Here is a 15637-nt window from a genome sequence, read left to right as displayed (position 1 = left end):
TGGAGGGGAAATTGTGCTGGGCGTGCCGGCCCTCGCACGCCCGCGCCGCTGGCAGACTAAGGCATTTCCATCGCTTGCGTGGCAGTCCATCTGGTCAGCCGTCGTAGGTGCCGCCGAGCAACGACGTCTCTTCGTGCTTCTGCCCTTCAGCCTCATCTTTGGGCTTGTCGTCTACGCGCTGCTGCCCGCCGAACCTGCGGCCTTCCACTTCGTGATCGGTTCGCTCGGCGTTACTCTATGTCTGGTGCTGGCGATGCTGTCGCACTCGCTTGCCGGTCTTCGCGTGGCAATCCAGTTGTCCGCGGCGTGGCTCGGCTTTTGTCTCCTCGCGCTGCACGGCCTGGCCTTCGGCACACCCATGCTGTCGGTTCCCGCTTACGGCACCTATTCGGCCCGCGTGGATGAGGTTCTGTCTGCTGACGCAAACGGTATCCGCGCCATCGTCTCCTCCATCCGCCCACTCGACGAGGCGCGCGAACTGCCGATCCGGCGAGCGCGCGTACTCCTGCCATCCGAGCTAAAGGTCGAAGTCGGCGACAGGATCGAGGCGCAGGTAAGGTTAGCCTCTGTGCCCGGCCCAATTCTGCCCGGCGCCTTCGATGGACAATTCCATGCCTACTTCGCCGGCATCGGTGCCTATGGCAACGCCGTCGGTCCGGTCGAAATCGTGGATCAAGGCGATGATGGCGACATCGCTCGACGTGTACAGGCGCTCCGCAATCATATTGGTGAGCGGATCGACCTCGCGCTTGAGGGCGCCAGCGCTGCGATTGGTCGGGCCATGATGATGGGCGATCAGAGCGCCATCAGCGACGAAACCCGAGATGTCATGGCCGCCTCCGGCCTTGCCCATGTCTACTCGATCTCGGGGCTTCACCTCTCCATCGTTGCCGGTGGCATTTTCTGGCTGTTGCGGCTGGCGCTCGCGTGCTTGCCCATGGCGCTGACCTGGCCCAACAAGCAGATCGCTGCAATAGCCGGCCTCTCCGCCGCCTTCGGCTATCTGCTCCTCGCCGGCGGCATGGACAATGTGCCCGCCTTCCGCTCGACCCTGATGCTGGCCCTGATCTTCGGCGCCGTCCTCGCCGGGCGGCGCGCCCTGACCATGCGCAATGTCGCCATTGCTGCGCTGGTGATCATCATCATCGACCCGGCCAGCGTCTTCCGTGCCAGTTTCCAGCTCTCCTTCGCCGCAGTGGTGGCGCTCATCGGCATTTACGAGCTGCCGCGCCTCTCTCCCCCGGCAACCGGCGGAAGCGTCGAGCGTGCGTTACGCTTCGTTTCGGCAACGGCCTGGACCAGCTTCGTCGCCGGCGCCGCGACACTGCTCTTCTCCGCTTACCACTTCCAGCAAACAGCGCCCCTCGGCGTCCTCGGCAATGTGCTGGCGCTACCTTTTGTCAGCCTCATCATGTGGTTCGGCGTGCTTGCCATTCTGGCCACGCCATTCGGCCTCGACGGCCCATTCCTCAAGCTGATGGGTTGGAACATCGATCGTATGGTGGATGTCGCCGAATTGGTCGCAGCCTGGAGCACCAACCTCACCGGCAATCCAATTCTCGCCGGTTGGACGCTGCTAGCCGGCCTGGCCGCTCTAGCGTGGTTCGCCTTCATCGAAGGCCGCTGGCGTCTCCTGGCTCCGGCCATAGTGCTTCCAGCCATTCTGCTCTTCGGCTTTGCCCCTCGGCCGGACGTGCTCATTGCCGATACGACCCAGGCCGTTGCCGTCCGTGACGGCGCGGGCATGGGCCTCGTCACTGGCCGCACGGGCAGCTTTGCCGTCGACGTCTGGAGCCAGCATTTTCAAACTGAGATCGCCCAGACGCATTCGGGCGCCCATTGCGACAGCCTCGGGTGCATCGTGAGCACCGAAAAATTCAGCATCGCGGTGATCCGCAACGCTGCTGCATTTCCTGAGGACTGTTTCGGTCAGAACCTTATCATTACGCGCATTTCGGCGCCCAAGGGCTGCGGTGCTTCTGGTCAGATCATCACCGCGCAGGACTTGGCGCGCGGCGGTGTCCATTGGCTCCGCTGGGACAAAACAGCCGGGCGGTTCGAAATCCGCCCGGCCATTGAAACGCTCAGCCGGCCGTGGCGAGTTTTGCCACGGTAACGCCGGCGGCCGGCACTTCCATTTCGCCGATAACGTAGCCGCTTTCGTCTGCGGCCGGGCTCAGTGTGGCGGCGCTCGCTGAGTAGTTCACATAGATGCGGTAACCGCCGCGGCTCCGGGCGCGGACGCCGGCCGGCAGGTTGAGGATCGGCAGGTCTGCCTCGGCAATGAGATAGTCCGCAATGCGCTGCATCAGCGCCCGGTCACCGCTCGCGGTGAGATAGAACAGCTTGCCCTGCGAGATCAGCACCGGCACGCCTTCATTGTCTTCCATCACCACTTCGCCGCGCGTCTCGACCTTTTCACGCCACAGCCGCGTCGAGCCGCCGCCCTTCACGGTGACCGAAACATGGGCGGGAATGCTGTCCACCCGTGTGACGCGAGCATCGAGCAGGTTGGGGGACAGATCCGGGCCGAGGCGAGCGGGAATGGAGAAATTCTTCGTCTTCGATCCCGAGCGCGGTCCGATCAGCAGATGACCTTCAAAGCTGGCTACTGCCTCGCGCAGCTCGTCGGTCCAGGCAAAGAGAGCCGGGATAGCGACGATGTCGTATCCGGCAAAGCTCTTGGTCTTGGGCGACAGGATATCGATATCGACGCCGTGCTTGCGGAAGGCAGCGTAGATGTCACGCACATGCGCGCCGTGCTTGAAGCCTTGGGCTTGTGGCTGCACCTCCCAAGCCCACTCGCTGTCATAATCGAAAACGACAGCGACGCGTGCCTTGCCTACGGGACCATCGAGGCTGGTGAGCTTGAGTTCCTCCGCCACCTGGCTTGCTTCGCCATAGGCCGGCGCCGGCTCGCTGTCTGGTCGCAGCAGTCCGGCATGCATCTGCTCCTGCGCGAACGGCGCCTGCCGCCAGCGGAAGTAGGAGACGACTTCGGCGCCATGCGCGAAGGCTTCCCAGGCCCAGAGGCGGGCCATGCCCGGTAGCGGATCGGGATTGAACTTTGCCCAATTCACTGGACCGGGCTGCTGTTCCATGACCCACCAGCGGCCGTGGCCGACGGTGCGATAGAGATCGTGGTGGAAGGCCGCATTGTCCGGATCGCCCTGGCGCATGTATTGGCGCTTCATGTCCTCGGTCTCGTCGCTCACGGCGAGATGGCCAATGGGGTAGGAATCCCAGCTCGCGACATCGAGCGTTTCGGCCAGGTCGTAATGGTCGAACTCGGTATAGCGGCTCATGAAGTTATGGATGACCGGCAGGTCCGGCCGCTTGGCCTTCAGGATATCGTACTGAACCTTGTTGAAGGCGCTGACTTGATCGGACGAATAGCGGCGGAAGTCGAGGTCGTGGATCGGGTTGGGCTCGCAAACCAGGAGGTTCGGCAGCTCGATCTGCTCGAAGCTATTGTATTCCATCGACCAGAAGACATTGCCCCAGGCCTGGTTCAGTGCCTCGATCGACCCGTAACGGGCAGCTAGCCACTTGCGGAAGCCTTCGAGCGCGGCTGGCGAATAGGAATAGGTCGTGCCGTGGCAGCCATATTCATTGTCGGTCTGCCAGCCGCCGAGCGCGGGATGATCGCTGAGCGCATCGGCGAGAATCTGCGTAATGCGCGCGGATTCCTCGCGATAGGGCAGATGCGAGAAGTCGTAATGGCGGCGCGAGCCAAAGCCTTTGCGCTGACCGCGGGCATCGACGGCCAGCATGTCGGGATGCTTGTCGACCATCCAGCGCGGCGGCGTCGCGGTCGGCGTGCCGACGATGACCTTGAGGCCGTGACTGCCCAGCACGTCCATGGCCCGGATCATCCAGTCGAGCTGCAGATCGCCCGGAGTCGGCTCCAGCCGCGACCAGGCGAATTCGCCGATGCGGACATACTTGATGCCGACCTCGGCCATGCGGGCCGCGTCCTTGTCCCACCACTCTTCAGGCCAGTGTTCGGGATAGTAGCAAACGCCGAGGGTGGGACTGATGGACATGTTGTAGTCTCAGAGCTTTATGGGAGTTTCAGGAAGGCCGGGAACGTCGACCTCAATGGCAAAGACGCCACCGGCCACTTTTTCTGCGGCGAGCTGTCCGGCCGTCAGCGTCTTGGCGGCGGTGGTGATGAACAGCGTCTTGAGGTCCTTGCCGCCAAAGGCGGGGCAGGTAACCTGGCTGACGGGAACTTCCACGACACGATCGATCGAGCCGTCGGGCGCATGGCGGACGACGCAGCTACCGCCCCATCGAGCGTTCCAGAGATAGCCTTCGCTATCGACCACGGCGCCGTCGGGCCAGCCGCGGTGGTCCGATACGTCGGCAAACAGTTCCCACTCGCCGACCGGCAGCCCGGTCTCGGGATCGGTCGCGCATTTCAGGATTTTCTTGGTCGGCGTATCGGTGAAATAGGCGATCCGGCCGTCCGGCGAGAAACAGGTCGCATTGGGAATGGCGACGTTCTCGATGATCTTTGTCAGCTCGCCAGCACGATAGTGGTAGACCGAGCCGTCCTTCGGGCCTTCTTCCTTGACCATCGTACCGATCCAGAACGCGCCTGACGGATGAACGCGGCTGTCATTGGTGCGGTTGGTCGGAATTTCACGCTCGATATCGAGCAGCCGGTTCATGCCGCCGACGCGCAGGTCAAACTCGATCAGGCCGTTTTCGCTGGCGATGGCCAGCCGGTCCCGGTCAATGATCGCTGCGGCCGCAACCGTCTCGTTGAAGAGCCAGCTTTCCTCGATTTCGCCATCCGCATTGGCGGCAAACAGCGATTGCTCGTTGATGTCGAACCAGAAGAGCTGCTGGCGCTCGGCATGCCAGATCGGGCCTTCGCCCAATTCGCATTTGCTGTCGATCAGAAGACGCGCCGTATCGGTCATGCCTTTGCTCCCTTGTCATAGGCAGCAACAGCGGTGGCCGCGCGCTCGGCGACTTCGGTGACGCTCATGCCCGGCTTGTAAATGTAGGTGCCAAGGCCGAAGCCGGCGCAGCCGACGGCGAAGAACTCGTCGAAATTGTCGGGATTGGCCCCGCCGACGGCATAGAGCGGGAGGTCAGGCGGGAGCACCGCTTTCATAGCCTTGATGCCCTTGGAACCCAGCACTTCTGCCGGGAAGAATTTCAGCCCGGTCGCGCCAGTGCGGATCGCCGTGAAGGCATCGCTGGGCGAGAACACGCCCGGATAGGATTTGAGGCCGAGCTTCACCGTCTCGGCGATAACGGCTGCATTGGTATCGGGCGAGACAATGAAAGTGCCGCCGGCGGCAGCGACGGCGCGCACGTTTTCCTCGGTCAGAACGGTGCCGGCGCCGATCTCGGCACGGTCGGACAGCGCCTTGACAGCGCGCGAAATGCTTTCGAGCGCATTAGGCGAATTCAGCGGCACTTCGATGAGCGTGATGCCGGCTTCGACGAGAGCCGTGCAGACCGGAACGGCCTCGTCATTGGTGATGCCACGCAGGATGGCGATGATGTGGCGATGGGACATGGCGTGTTTCCTTAGGCGGCGTCGCGGGCGGCCTTGAGGCCGGCCAATACGACAGCAGTAGCATCGACGGGGCGGCCGGCAGCGCCGGCCATTTCCAGCACCTGGCCATAGAGGGCGCAGAGCACATGCGATCCGATCAGTGGAACGGGTTCGTTACCTATCTGGTGGCGATTGGCTGATATTTCGGTGCCGATGAGCAGGCCCGAGAGATAGCCGGCGCACCAGGCTGGCTGGCGGCCCGAGACAAGGGCACTGGCACGGACGCGGAACAATTGGCCGAGAAGGTCGGCGGGATGCTCAAGCCCATCCCTGGCGCCTGCGCCGAATCCTTCGGCGCGCTCAGGCGTATCGAGGTCGCCCCCGAGCGAATGGCGCAGCACCGAATGCGTGGAAAGAATCTCGAACATCTCGCCGGTCATGGCCGTCGTAAAATGCTCGATCTTGGTGCCGTCGAGCAGTGCCCATTTCGAATGCGTGCCGGGCATGCAGACGAGACCGGAATAACCGGGCAGGGTGCTGGCGAGGCCGAGAAGCTGGGTTTCCTCGCCGCGCATGACATTGTCGGCACCCTGCTTCTGGCAGACGCCGGGCAGGATCGACACTTTCAGCTTGTCCGAACCGCTATCGGGGTGAACGGCGCCCTTGAGGAGGCCGCGCAGGTCGGTCGGCGCTTCGAGATAGGGCGCTTCGAGCCAGCCCTGACGGGCGCCGGCCATGCCGCAGACGAGAACGTCGGTGGGGCCGGTGAGGTCGACACCGGAGAGGAGTTCGGCCAGTGCCGCAGGAAATTCTTCGCGGGCGAGCTTGCCCATCCCCTTGGGCGAACTGCGGGAAGCGAGGACGTTTCCTTGCCCATCAATTGTCCAGCCCCTGAGATTGGATGTGCCCCAATCGACAGCAATCCACGCAACAGATTCGCTCAACCCAAAGTCTCCTCGACGAACGCTTTCAGAATGCGGCGCGACCCTAATGGGCTTCGCGTGCTCTGAATAGGGCGTTCCGCTGCACGCGCTACCCGAGCGTCGGGTGATGATCCCCTCCATCGGTAAGATTTTCTGAGCGTTTCGGCACATCTGGGGTCTGTTGCATCCATGCAATCAATTGTATGATTTTTTCGTTTGAAGCCGTTCACACCGGCGTTCGCCGTGATAGAACGGGGTCAACCAAGGCCCCACGGTTCGCTGCGGCGGACGGAAAAGGAATTTGACGATGACGACTGACAATGGCGCCGGTGCCGAAAAGAAGCTGCGCTCGCGTGCATGGTTCGATAATCCCGAAAACCCGGACATGACCGCGCTCTATCTCGAGCGCTACATGAATTTCGGCGTGTCGCGTGAAGAGCTGCAATCCAACAAGCCGATCATCGGCATTGCGCAGACCGGCTCCGACCTCAGTCCCTGCAATCGTCACCATATCGTCCTGGCCGAACGCGTGCGTGAGGGCATTCGTGAAGCCGGCGGCATTGCCATCGAATTCCCGGTCCATCCGATCCAGGAGACCGGCAAGCGCCCGACCGCCGGCCTTGACCGCAACCTTGCCTATCTCGGCCTCGTCGAAGTGCTCTATGGCTACCCGCTTGATGGCGTGGTGCTGACCATCGGCTGCGACAAGACCACTCCGGCCATGCTGATGGGCGCGGCAACCGTGAACATTCCGGCGATTGCTCTCTCGGTCGGCCCGATGCTCAATGGCTGGCACAAGGGCGAACGTACCGGCTCGGGCACGATCGTCTGGAAGGCCCGCCAGATGATGGCGGCCGGCGAAATCGACTATGCGCAGTTTATCGAGCTCGTCGCTTCGTCTGCTCCGTCGACGGGTTTCTGCAACACCATGGGCACAGCGACGACGATGAATTCGCTGGCCGAGTCGCTTGGTATGCAGCTTCCGGGTTCCGCCGCCATTCCGGCGCCCTATCGCGATCGCCAGGAAATGGCCTATCGCACTGGCAAGCGCATCGTCGACATGGTGCACGAAGACCTCAAGCCCTCGGACATTCTCACCAAGGACAACTTTATCAACACCATCGTCGTCAATTCGGCGATCGGTGGCTCGACCAATGCGCCGATCCATATCCAGGCCATTGCGAAGCACATCGGCGTGGAACTGGAACTGCAGGATTTCCAGACCTACGGCCACAAGGTGCCGCTCTTGGTCAACCTGCAGCCGGCCGGTGAATATCTTGGCGAGGACTACTATCACGCGGGCGGCGTGCCGGCGGTGGTCAACGAGTTGATGAGCCAGGGCCTCATTCGCGAGAATGCACCGACCGTCAACGGCAAGACCATTGGCGAGAACTGCCGTAATACGACGATCCAGGACGACAAGGTCATCCGCCACTTCGACAACCCGCTCAAGGTCGATGCCGGCTTCCTCGTGCTGCGTGGCAATCTCTTCGATACCGCCATCATGAAGACCAGCGTGATCTCGACCGAGTTCCGCGAACGCTACCTGAACAACCCGGAACATCCCGGCATGTTCGAAGGCAAGGCGGTGGTTTTCGATGGTCCGGAAGACTACCACCACCGCATCGACGATCCCTCGCTCGACATCGACGAACACACGCTGCTCTTCATGCGCGGCGCCGGCCCGATCGGCTATCCGGGCGCTGCCGAAGTGGTCAACATGCGTCCGCCGGCCTATCTCATCAAGAAGGGCATCTCTTCGCTCGCCTGTATCGGTGACGGCCGCCAGTCGGGCACTTCGGGGTCCCCATCGATCCTCAATGCGTCGCCGGAAGCCGCTGCCGGCGGCAATCTTGCCATCCTCAAGACCGGTGACCGCGTGCGCATCGATCTCAACAAGGGCGAGGCCAACATCCTGATCTCGGCCGAGGAAATCGCGACCCGTCGCGCTGCCCTTGAGGCCGCTGGCGGCTACAAGTTCCCCAAGCACCAGACGCCGTGGCAGGAAATCCAGCGCGGCATCGTCGGCCAGCTCGGCGACGGCGCCATCCTCAAGCCTGCCGAAAAGTATCAGCGCATCGCCCAGACCGAAGGGCTGCCACGCGATAACCACTAAGCTTGAGGTGTAACCACGCTTTGACCAAAGGCCGGGCAGCACCAAGTGCCGCCCGGCCTTTTTGTTGGCGGTGCGGTCCCGGCGCCCTTCGGGCACACGGTGAAAAGCGGCTTTCGCCCAGAGAATTGGTAAAACAGAAGAGGCGAAAGCCGCTTCCCACGATCGGGATTTTTTGCGCACGCCTCGAGCGGCCCTCTTTTGGAGTTTTACGGTCCAGCTTGCCGTCGGAAGCATCCAAAGATGCAACGGGGGCTCACTGCCGCTTGACCGGTGGTCGGCATCCACGCATCCGCCTGAGCGACCTCAAGCAGCCCGTCTTCCCGCCCGGCACTTCGTCGGTACCGCGTGTTGCGGTGGGAACGGGGCGATAGTGGCACGGCGGGCAGGGCCCGGGGATAAGTTTGGCGGTGACCGCGAAAGGCATTGGCCGGCGGGACGTTGGCGGTAGCGGATCGCGGGGAGAGTTTTGGACTTGGGAATATGCCTACGTGCCGAGTTCAACGAGACAGATCACGAACCGGCCGGACGTGATCCTCGAAGGGAACATGACGCCTTTGAAACGTTGCGCTGTCGTCTATTTCAGGCGCGCTGATCCGGTCCATGCGAAAATGGCGGAAGGCCTCGCGCGCCGGGTCCCATGCCACCAAATACCAAAGGGGTGGCAGGATCAGCATGGCCTGCGGCTCAACATTGCGGTGGGTGATCGCCCCTTTCGAGTCGCGATATTGGAAGCGCAGGCGGCGCCGCTGGAGAAAAGCCGCTTCGAACGCCGGCAGCAGCGTAGGGTCCATTGCCCGCAGGTCCGAGATGTCCACTTGCGGCGCAAGTTGCCCGACATGCAAGCAGTCGAGAAATCGGCGCAAGTCGCGCAATTTGTCGGACGGCAGGGCCGCTTCGATCTTGGCAAGCCCGGCATCGGCGAGATCAGAAAATGGCAGGTTTCCCGCCGCGCGCATGGACGCGACGCTGATGAGGAGAGCAAAGACCTCGGCGACCGATAGCCGCGCTGTGGTCTGAACCGACTGCGGGTCAAGCTGCAGACCGCCGCCGCGCCCGGGCTCTGAATGGATCACGAATCCCTCGTCGCGCAGCGCGCCGATATCACGCAATACGGTGCGCCTCGAGGCACCGACCTTTTCTGCCAGGTCCGCGATTGTCGAAGTGCCGTTTCGGCGAAGGCTGCGCACGATGGCGTCTTGTCGGAGACGGGCTTTCATGGGGAGACGGTGTCATTCAATGGCGTCAAATTTTGGCACCATTCACTTTTAGGCAGCGGTCGTAAACAACCAGCACGGTGAATGACCAATGCTCAATATGATCGATTTTCCCGAACCCACCCATATTTCAGTCAATGGCGTGGACCTCGAAGTCTTTGAGGCAGGGCGGGAAAACAAGGGAAACCCCATCGTGCTCTGTCATGGATGGCCGGAGCATGCCTTTGCCTGGCACAGTCAGATGCCGGTCCTTGCCGCCGCGGGCTACCACGTCATCGTTCCGAACCAGCGCGGCTATGGCAACTCGTCTCGCCCAGACGACGTCACTGCCTATGACATTGAACATCTGTCGGGTGATCTCGTCGCGCTTCTGGATCACTTTGGCTACGACGACGCCACCTTTGTCGGCCACGACTGGGGCGCGATGGTTGTCTGGGGCCTGGCCTTGCTTCACCCCAACCGCGTCAACAAAATCATCAATCTGAGCCTGCCGTATCAGGAGCGCGGGGAACAACCCTGGATCGAGTTCCTGGAGCAGATATTTGGCGGCGACCATTATTTCGTGCATTTCAATCGGCAGCCGGGCGTGGCGGATGCCATTCTGGACGAGAATACGTCCCGCTTCCTTCGCAACCTCTACCGGAAAAACGAGCCCCTCAAGGAGCCCGAACCGGGGATGGTCATGATCAATCTCGCCAAGGCAGAAGCGCCGCTCGGCGGGCCGGTGATGAGCGACAGCGAGTTGGCCATTTTTGTCTCCTCCTTCGAAAAGACCGGGTTCACGGCCAGTATCAATTGGTACCGGAACCTCGACCGGAACTGGCACTTGCTGGCGGATGCTGACCCCATCATCCGGCAGCCGGCACTCATGATCTATGGCGCGCGCGACCTGATTCCACCTTCCGCCAGGCTTGCCACCTTCGTTCCGAATGTGGACGTGATCACGCTCGATTGCGGCCACTGGATCCAGCAGGAAAAGCCGGAAGAGACAAATAAGGCCATTCTCGGCTGGTTGGGGCGGCAGAACGCCTCTTAGTCCCCGGAGCACGCAGCGCGAAGCATGCCCTCCGGCCCGGCCGGGGGGCAAAGCTTCGCTATGCAAGACGCCTGTTTGCGCGACCAGACCAATCGCAGACGACCACATTTCGGCCGCTGGACTTGGCCTGCAGAAGCGCCGCATCGGCCCGCTGCATCAGTGTCGCTTTGGGCCGGTTGTCTTCCGTCGTGGCCACGCCGACCGAAACTGTCACGGTTCCCAGTGGCTGCCCTTGGTAGTCGATCGGCGCAGTTTCGATGGCGTGCCTGATGGCTTCCGCCTTCTGCAGCGCCGCGGCGCCGTCGTGTTCGCGAAATATGACGGCGAACTCTTCGCCGCCATAGCGATGCGCTATTCCACCATGCCCGGCGACATTGGTGATGATGGTGGCAACCTGGCTCATGACGAAGTCGCCGGCGTCATGCCCAAATTGATCGTTGAAGCGCTTGAAATGGTCGATGTCGATCATCATCAGGGCTGTGGGATCGTCCCTGTCTTCCTGCATCAGATCCGCCAGATTTTCGTCGAGCGAGCGCCGATTGAGCAGGCCTGTCAGCGGGTCCCTCACAGCGAGATTGGCAAGTCGATCCCGCAGTTGCAGATTGGCAATCGCCAAAGCTAAATTCTCCGCGATCAGCTCGACATATGTTCGGGCATTGTCCAGGGCGGCGCCACCTTCGGCCTCTTCGAAATAGAGGGCTCCGACAGTGTCTCCGCGAGCGGAGAGCGGGACGCAAAGAGCGGAACTCGACTCTTGTTCCCTAAGGTGAAGGCACCGGACGTCGCTATTTGTCGCGTCGCTGAGATGCGCACGGCCTCTTCGAATGCCCCAGCATTCGAGGGCGGGAAACTCCTCGCCCGACAGGGTAGGAGTGCCCCAACTGCTTTTGGCGACCAGCGCCGTCCGACCGGTGTTCATGATGAAGAGATGGCCCGACAGATCTGGAAAGAGCTGCGAAGCAAACAAGGCCACCACGGGCGCCAGCTCTCCTTCCTGGCGGCAGGCCTGGAGCCGATGCATCAATTGAAGGATTTGATCCTTGGTCTGCTGATCCTTGCGGCGCTCGGCATCGAGGCGCTCTCGCTCGAGGCCGTTGTCGCGAAATATCTGGATGGCCTCATTCATGTCGCCAATTTCGTCGCGACGCCCATCCGAGAGAAGCTGAACATCATAGTCTTGCCGGGCGAGGCGCTGCACGACATCGCTCATGCGCAGCAAAGGCCGGGTCACGCGTCGTGTCAGGACGAAATAGAGCACGCAGAGGAACACCAGGGCCGTCAGCGCGAGCATCGACTTGGCGATCGTGCCCCAAAGCTCTGCCTGTGCGCTTGCCTGTTCCACTTCCCCGCGGGTTCGCAGCGCGACGAGATCGACAAAATGGCTAACGCTGTTCAGGAGGCCGAGCTGGGCCTCCTCGTGCTCGGGAGAAAAAAGAGCCGCTTTGGCCTGATTCTCGGCGCCATTGGCGAAGTCTGCGACTGCCTGTTCCTCGATCGCATCCAGAATTTCGGCATTCGCTTCGACCGCTCGAAGCGCCGCCACCTCCTCTTCGGGCAGCCCCTTTTCCCTCAGCACGCGGATGGCGCGTTCCCGTTCCCGCTCTTCCGCAAGAGCCGTCTGAAACGCCTCCAGATAGCGCTGCTCGCCCGTGAAAACGAAAAGCCGAGCGTCTTCAGTGGTTAGCTCGGCTGCCCGGGCCAGCACTTCGACGCCTTCATCGATCTTCCATGCGATATCAAGGGCATCGCGCTCGCGATCCGCGTAATGCGTTGCAATGATGAAGGAGCCGCCTGACAACAAGGTCAGTCCCACAGTCAAGGCATAGGCCCAATTGGTGATCGTGCTGATGCGCATCGCGGTCCTCGGTCCAACTAGACAGCCAAGAGTCAGGCCAAAGGATGCGCGACGGCGCTAAAAATCGGCTTAAATTTTGCTATTTAGTTCGCCTCGCGACATTTAGAAGCAATAGGCTCACTGGCAGACGCGTGCATGCTCGTCGCGGCGGTGGATGCGACGCCCGCCGCGGCACTACTCCCAATTGCGCAACGTAGCCGCATAGAGCGCTTTCGTTCATTCCGGGAAAGCGCTCAGGTGCTCATGCACAATATGCCAGCCGCTCTCTCCCCTGGCGAGAACCGTCGTTCCGCGGCCTTTGCCTTCTACAACTTGGCCCTCGATGGTCGCACGCCAGTGGAAGCGGTAAATGCAACTGGCAGCTTCAGCACTCCTGGCAATCCAGCGAAGGTCTTCGAGCCAATAGGTCTCGTTGGCAAGACGCTGCCAGGTGCGCTCGAAGGCGTCGCGCGTCGCTTCATGGCCCTCGTAAGTGCCGGAGCTGAACCAGAAACTGGCTTTGGGATCGATCAGCGGGATCAGCAGCGCAAAATCGTGTCGATTGATCAGCTCGGCATAAGCCGCCATCACCGCTTCAGGCGTGGCGGCCTCGCTCATCAATATTTCCGCAGGAGACCGACGAGCCGACCCTGAACTTTTACGCGGTCCGGCGGGAAGATACGGGTTTCATAGGCGGGATTGGCGGCTTCGAGGGCGACCGTATTGCCCTTGCGGCGCAAGCGCTTGAGGGTCGCTTCTTCATCATCAACCAACGCGACGATGATCTCGCCCGTGGACGCCGTGTCCTGCTTCTTGATGAGCACGGTATCGCCGTCAAAAATGCCGGCCTCGATCATCGAATCGCCGCGCACTTCGAGCGCATAGTGTTCACCAGCGCCGAGCATTTCCGGGGGAACGGCGATGGTATGGGAATGGCTCTGGATCGCCTCGATCGGCGTACCAGCGGCGATGCGGCCCATGACCGGAATCGAAATCGGGCGGGCATAGTCGTCGGTGCTGCGCGCGGGGGGCGAGGCGACCTTGCCCAGATTGCCTTCGATGACGGCGGGTTCGAAGCGTGCCTTGCGGCCGCCAAGCGATGGGTTCATCGAGTCGGGGAGCTTTACCACTTCCAGCGCGCGGGCTCGGTTGGGCAGGCGGCGGATGAAGCCACGCTCCTCGAGCGCGGTGATCAGCCGGTGAATGCCGGACTTGGAGGCGAGATCGAGCGCGTCCTTCATTTCGTCGAAGGACGGCGGAATGCCGCTTTCCTTCATGCGTTCATGAATGAACATGAGAAGTTCGTGTTGTTTGCGCGTCAGCATTGCCCGGCTACCCCAGAATCGGAACATAGACGGAACGACTATATGTGTTCCACCTATGTTCCGCAAGAGTCTTGGGATTTTGGTGTTTTCGGGCTGCTAGAGGGCTGCGGCGATGTCCTTGGCCAGTTGGGCCAGTTCACTATCGTCTGCGCGACCGGTCGCGTGGGCGCCAAGTGCGACGCCTTCATAGGCGGGAATGATGTGAAAGTGCAGGTGAAAGACGGTCTGGCCGGCCGGGGCTTCGTTGAACTGGGCGAGGCGCAGGCCGTCGGCTTTGGTCACAGCCTGGACGGCCCGCGCGACGCGCTGCACGAGGGGGATTACCGCCGCCAGGGCCGCGGGATCGGCATCGAGAAGGTTACGCGATGCGGCCTTGGGGATGACCAGCGTGTGTCCCTTCGACTGAGGGAAAATGTCCATCATTACCAGGGCTGTATCGTCTTCGTAGACCTTGTGGCAAGGCAGTTCGCCTCTGAGAATTTTGGCGAAGATATTGGTTGGATCGTAGCTCATCTGGCCCCTCGGCTCCTTGCAGTCATTCGGCCGGCGAAAGCGCTTCGTCGCCAGCATTGTTGGCATAGCGGAAGCGGAAGAAGTTGAGAACGGCAAGGCCCGTCAATGTCACCGGAACATATTTTATGCCGCGCGTGATGAGGAACAGCGCGATGTTGACTGCCGTTTCCGCCGACATCGCGCCCTTGCCCATGGCGGAGGTAAAGGATGAGGGCACGATGTGGCGGTAGATGAGATCGTCGGAGCGATAATAGTGGCGGGCGCGCGCGGCGAAGGCGCGCTTGGAGCTGGAATAATCCTTGAGCTCATCTAGGCCCATATCGCCGTGAAACTCGACTTCCGAGCCAAGTGCCCAGACCTCGGGTGGTGTCAGTCGACCCTGACCGATGGCGGTGAACCGCTCGATGAGATTGCGAAAAGTGACGTAATTGGCGTTCCAGCAATCTTCCGTCCTGGCGCCGTGGGAGAGCACGAGGACATCGGCGCGCGCGAGCTTTTCTTCCATCCCCGCATAGTTGCCGGCAGAAAAATCGACGCCTGACTTGGCGACTTCGACAATGGCGCCGCGCTTTTGGAGAGCCTTGACCATGGCGGAGCCAAACGCGCCGCCGGAACCGGTGACGAGAAAGCGCCGGCCTTCGATCTGACAGGTCGTGCCCGCGACGAGGTCGAAGACATTGGTGAAGGAGGAGAAGAAGTTGTGCGGATAAACGTGATGCATCGCGTGGTAATTGTTGTTTACCCAGAGAAGGCCTTGCTGGCCTCCCACGCGGTTCATCGACATGTGGTTGAAATCCAGCCCTTCTTCCCGCAGCGTCAGGCCCAGCATGATCGTCCGCACCACGGCCACGAGGGCAATCGGCGGCCAGGGAAAGATGAGCAGGAACAACAGCGTGCCGACCATTGCGGTGATGTATTCGGGCAGGACGTGGAACCAGATATTGGCCCGGACATAGGCCGGGTTGACCTGCATATCGAGGCCCAGGAACTTGTGGTGGACCCAGTGCCACGAAGAGAATTTCCGGAGCAGGGGACTGGACGAATTTTCCCAGCGGTGCAGCAGCCAGTGAAGCGCGTCAAAAAGCGCCGTCGAAACGATGAAGGCCAGTCCGGCTTGAAGTAAAAAAATGAAAGCGTCCCAAAACATAAAACGGTTTT

13 protein-coding genes are annotated in these 15637 nt (G+C 61.5%); 3 read left to right on the top strand and 10 right to left on the bottom strand.

Translation table 11 applies throughout. The features are described from left to right. The first annotated feature begins 133 nt into the window (after positions 1-133). Positions 134-2116 (top strand): ComEC/Rec2 family competence protein, encoded by a 1983-nt coding sequence (locus tag JP75_RS02815; RefSeq protein ID WP_152565714.1) that lies wholly within the window; start codon positions 134-136, stop codon positions 2114-2116. Here the strand turns inward: JP75_RS02815 and JP75_RS02810 are convergent. From JP75_RS02810 to JP75_RS02795, 4 genes are read right to left on the bottom strand one after another with little or no spacing between them, the layout of a single operon-like run. Beyond that, positions 2085-4046: a beta-galactosidase gene (locus JP75_RS02810; RefSeq protein WP_035078909.1), complete on the bottom strand. Its 1962-nt coding sequence runs from the start codon at positions 4044-4046 to the stop codon at positions 2085-2087. The two genes, JP75_RS02815 and JP75_RS02810, sit on opposite strands and share 32 nt — an antisense overlap. Positions 4047-4055: 9 nt before the next feature. Continuing rightward, a complete protein-coding gene (locus JP75_RS02805) occupies positions 4056-4931 on the bottom strand; it encodes an SMP-30/gluconolactonase/LRE family protein (RefSeq protein WP_035078907.1) in 876 nt (291 codons plus the stop codon). Next, positions 4928-5539, bottom strand: coding sequence for a 2-dehydro-3-deoxy-6-phosphogalactonate aldolase (locus JP75_RS02800; protein WP_035078904.1), 612 nt, complete (start codon positions 5537-5539; stop codon positions 4928-4930). Before JP75_RS02800 ends, JP75_RS02805 begins: the two co-directional genes overlap by 4 nt. Before the next feature lie 11 nt (positions 5540-5550). Further along, on the bottom strand, positions 5551-6462 hold the full coding sequence (locus tag JP75_RS02795; RefSeq protein ID WP_035078901.1) for a 2-dehydro-3-deoxygalactonokinase: 912 nt from the start codon (positions 6460-6462) through the stop codon (positions 5551-5553). Positions 6463-6748: 286 nt separating this feature from the next. Here JP75_RS02795 and JP75_RS02790 point away from each other — a divergent pair, with 286 nt between their 5' ends. After that, on the top strand, positions 6749-8557 hold the full coding sequence (locus JP75_RS02790) for an IlvD/Edd family dehydratase (protein ID WP_035078898.1): 1809 nt from the start codon (positions 6749-6751) through the stop codon (positions 8555-8557). A 497-nt stretch (positions 8558-9054) separates the two neighbouring features. On the opposite strand, the gene JP75_RS02785 is transcribed toward JP75_RS02790, so the two are convergent. Continuing rightward, positions 9055-9774: a helix-turn-helix transcriptional regulator gene (locus JP75_RS02785; protein WP_035078896.1), complete on the bottom strand. Its 720-nt coding sequence runs from the start codon at positions 9772-9774 to the stop codon at positions 9055-9057. A gap of 88 nt (positions 9775-9862) precedes the next feature. On the opposite strand from JP75_RS02785, the gene JP75_RS02780 reads away from it, so the two are divergent. Next, positions 9863-10807 carry an alpha/beta fold hydrolase gene (locus tag JP75_RS02780; protein ID WP_035078893.1) on the top strand — a complete coding sequence of 315 codons (945 nt, stop codon included), beginning with the start codon at positions 9863-9865 and terminating at the stop codon, positions 10805-10807. 58 nt (positions 10808-10865) lie between these two features. On the opposite strand, the gene JP75_RS02775 is transcribed toward JP75_RS02780, so the two are convergent. The 5 genes from JP75_RS02775 to JP75_RS02755 form a co-directional block, all read right to left on the bottom strand. Further along, positions 10866-12662: a sensor domain-containing diguanylate cyclase gene (locus JP75_RS02775; RefSeq protein WP_035078889.1), complete on the bottom strand. Its 1797-nt coding sequence runs from the start codon at positions 12660-12662 to the stop codon at positions 10866-10868. Between the two features lie 216 nt (positions 12663-12878). After that, positions 12879-13259: a YybH family protein gene (locus JP75_RS02770; protein WP_244446239.1), complete on the bottom strand. Its 381-nt coding sequence runs from the start codon at positions 13257-13259 to the stop codon at positions 12879-12881. After that, positions 13259-13966 (bottom strand): transcriptional repressor LexA, encoded by a 708-nt coding sequence (gene lexA / locus JP75_RS02765; RefSeq protein WP_035078886.1) that lies wholly within the window; start codon positions 13964-13966, stop codon positions 13259-13261. The genes JP75_RS02770 and lexA overlap by 1 nt, the downstream gene beginning before the upstream one ends. Positions 13967-14062: 96 nt before the next feature. Further along, positions 14063-14479 carry an HIT family protein gene (locus JP75_RS02760; protein ID WP_035078883.1) on the bottom strand — a complete coding sequence of 139 codons (417 nt, stop codon included), beginning with the start codon at positions 14477-14479 and terminating at the stop codon, positions 14063-14065. A 22-nt stretch (positions 14480-14501) separates the two neighbouring features. After that, positions 14502-15626, bottom strand: coding sequence for a hypothetical protein (locus JP75_RS02755; protein ID WP_035078880.1), 1125 nt, complete (start codon positions 15624-15626; stop codon positions 14502-14504). Between the last annotated feature and the right edge of the window lie 11 nt (positions 15627-15637).

Source organism: Devosia riboflavina, from assembly GCF_000743575.1.
Lineage (GTDB): Bacteria > Pseudomonadota > Alphaproteobacteria > Rhizobiales > Devosiaceae > Devosia > Devosia riboflavina.
The sequence above is the reverse complement of the archived record's forward strand: the minus strand, read 5'-3'. Positions and strand labels throughout refer to the sequence as shown.

What these genes read in the sequence shown, in the direction of transcription:
- JP75_RS02800 (WP_035078904.1), bottom strand. Translation starts at nt 5,539, where the DNA reads ATGTCCCATCGCCACATCATCGCCATCCTGCGTGGCATCACCAATGAC.
- JP75_RS02785 (WP_035078896.1), bottom strand. Translation starts at nt 9,774, where the DNA reads ATGAAAGCCCGTCTCCGACAAGACGCCATCGTGCGCAGCCTTCGCCGA.
- JP75_RS02805 (WP_035078907.1), bottom strand. Translation starts at nt 4,931, where the DNA reads ATGACCGATACGGCGCGTCTTCTGATCGACAGCAAATGCGAATTGGGC.
- JP75_RS02755 (WP_035078880.1), bottom strand. Translation starts at nt 15,626, where the DNA reads ATGTTTTGGGACGCTTTCATTTTTTTACTTCAAGCCGGACTGGCCTTC.
- JP75_RS02760 (WP_035078883.1), bottom strand. Translation starts at nt 14,479, where the DNA reads ATGAGCTACGATCCAACCAATATCTTCGCCAAAATTCTCAGAGGCGAA.
- JP75_RS02790 (WP_035078898.1), top strand. Translation starts at nt 6,749, where the DNA reads ATGACGACTGACAATGGCGCCGGTGCCGAAAAGAAGCTGCGCTCGCGT.
- JP75_RS02810 (WP_035078909.1), bottom strand. Translation starts at nt 4,046, where the DNA reads ATGTCCATCAGTCCCACCCTCGGCGTTTGCTACTATCCCGAACACTGG.
- JP75_RS02770 (WP_244446239.1), bottom strand. Translation starts at nt 13,259, where the DNA reads ATGAGCGAGGCCGCCACGCCTGAAGCGGTGATGGCGGCTTATGCCGAG.
- JP75_RS02780 (WP_035078893.1), top strand. Translation starts at nt 9,863, where the DNA reads ATGCTCAATATGATCGATTTTCCCGAACCCACCCATATTTCAGTCAAT.
- lexA (WP_035078886.1), bottom strand. Translation starts at nt 13,966, where the DNA reads ATGCTGACGCGCAAACAACACGAACTTCTCATGTTCATTCATGAACGC.
- JP75_RS02775 (WP_035078889.1), bottom strand. Translation starts at nt 12,662, where the DNA reads ATGCGCATCAGCACGATCACCAATTGGGCCTATGCCTTGACTGTGGGA.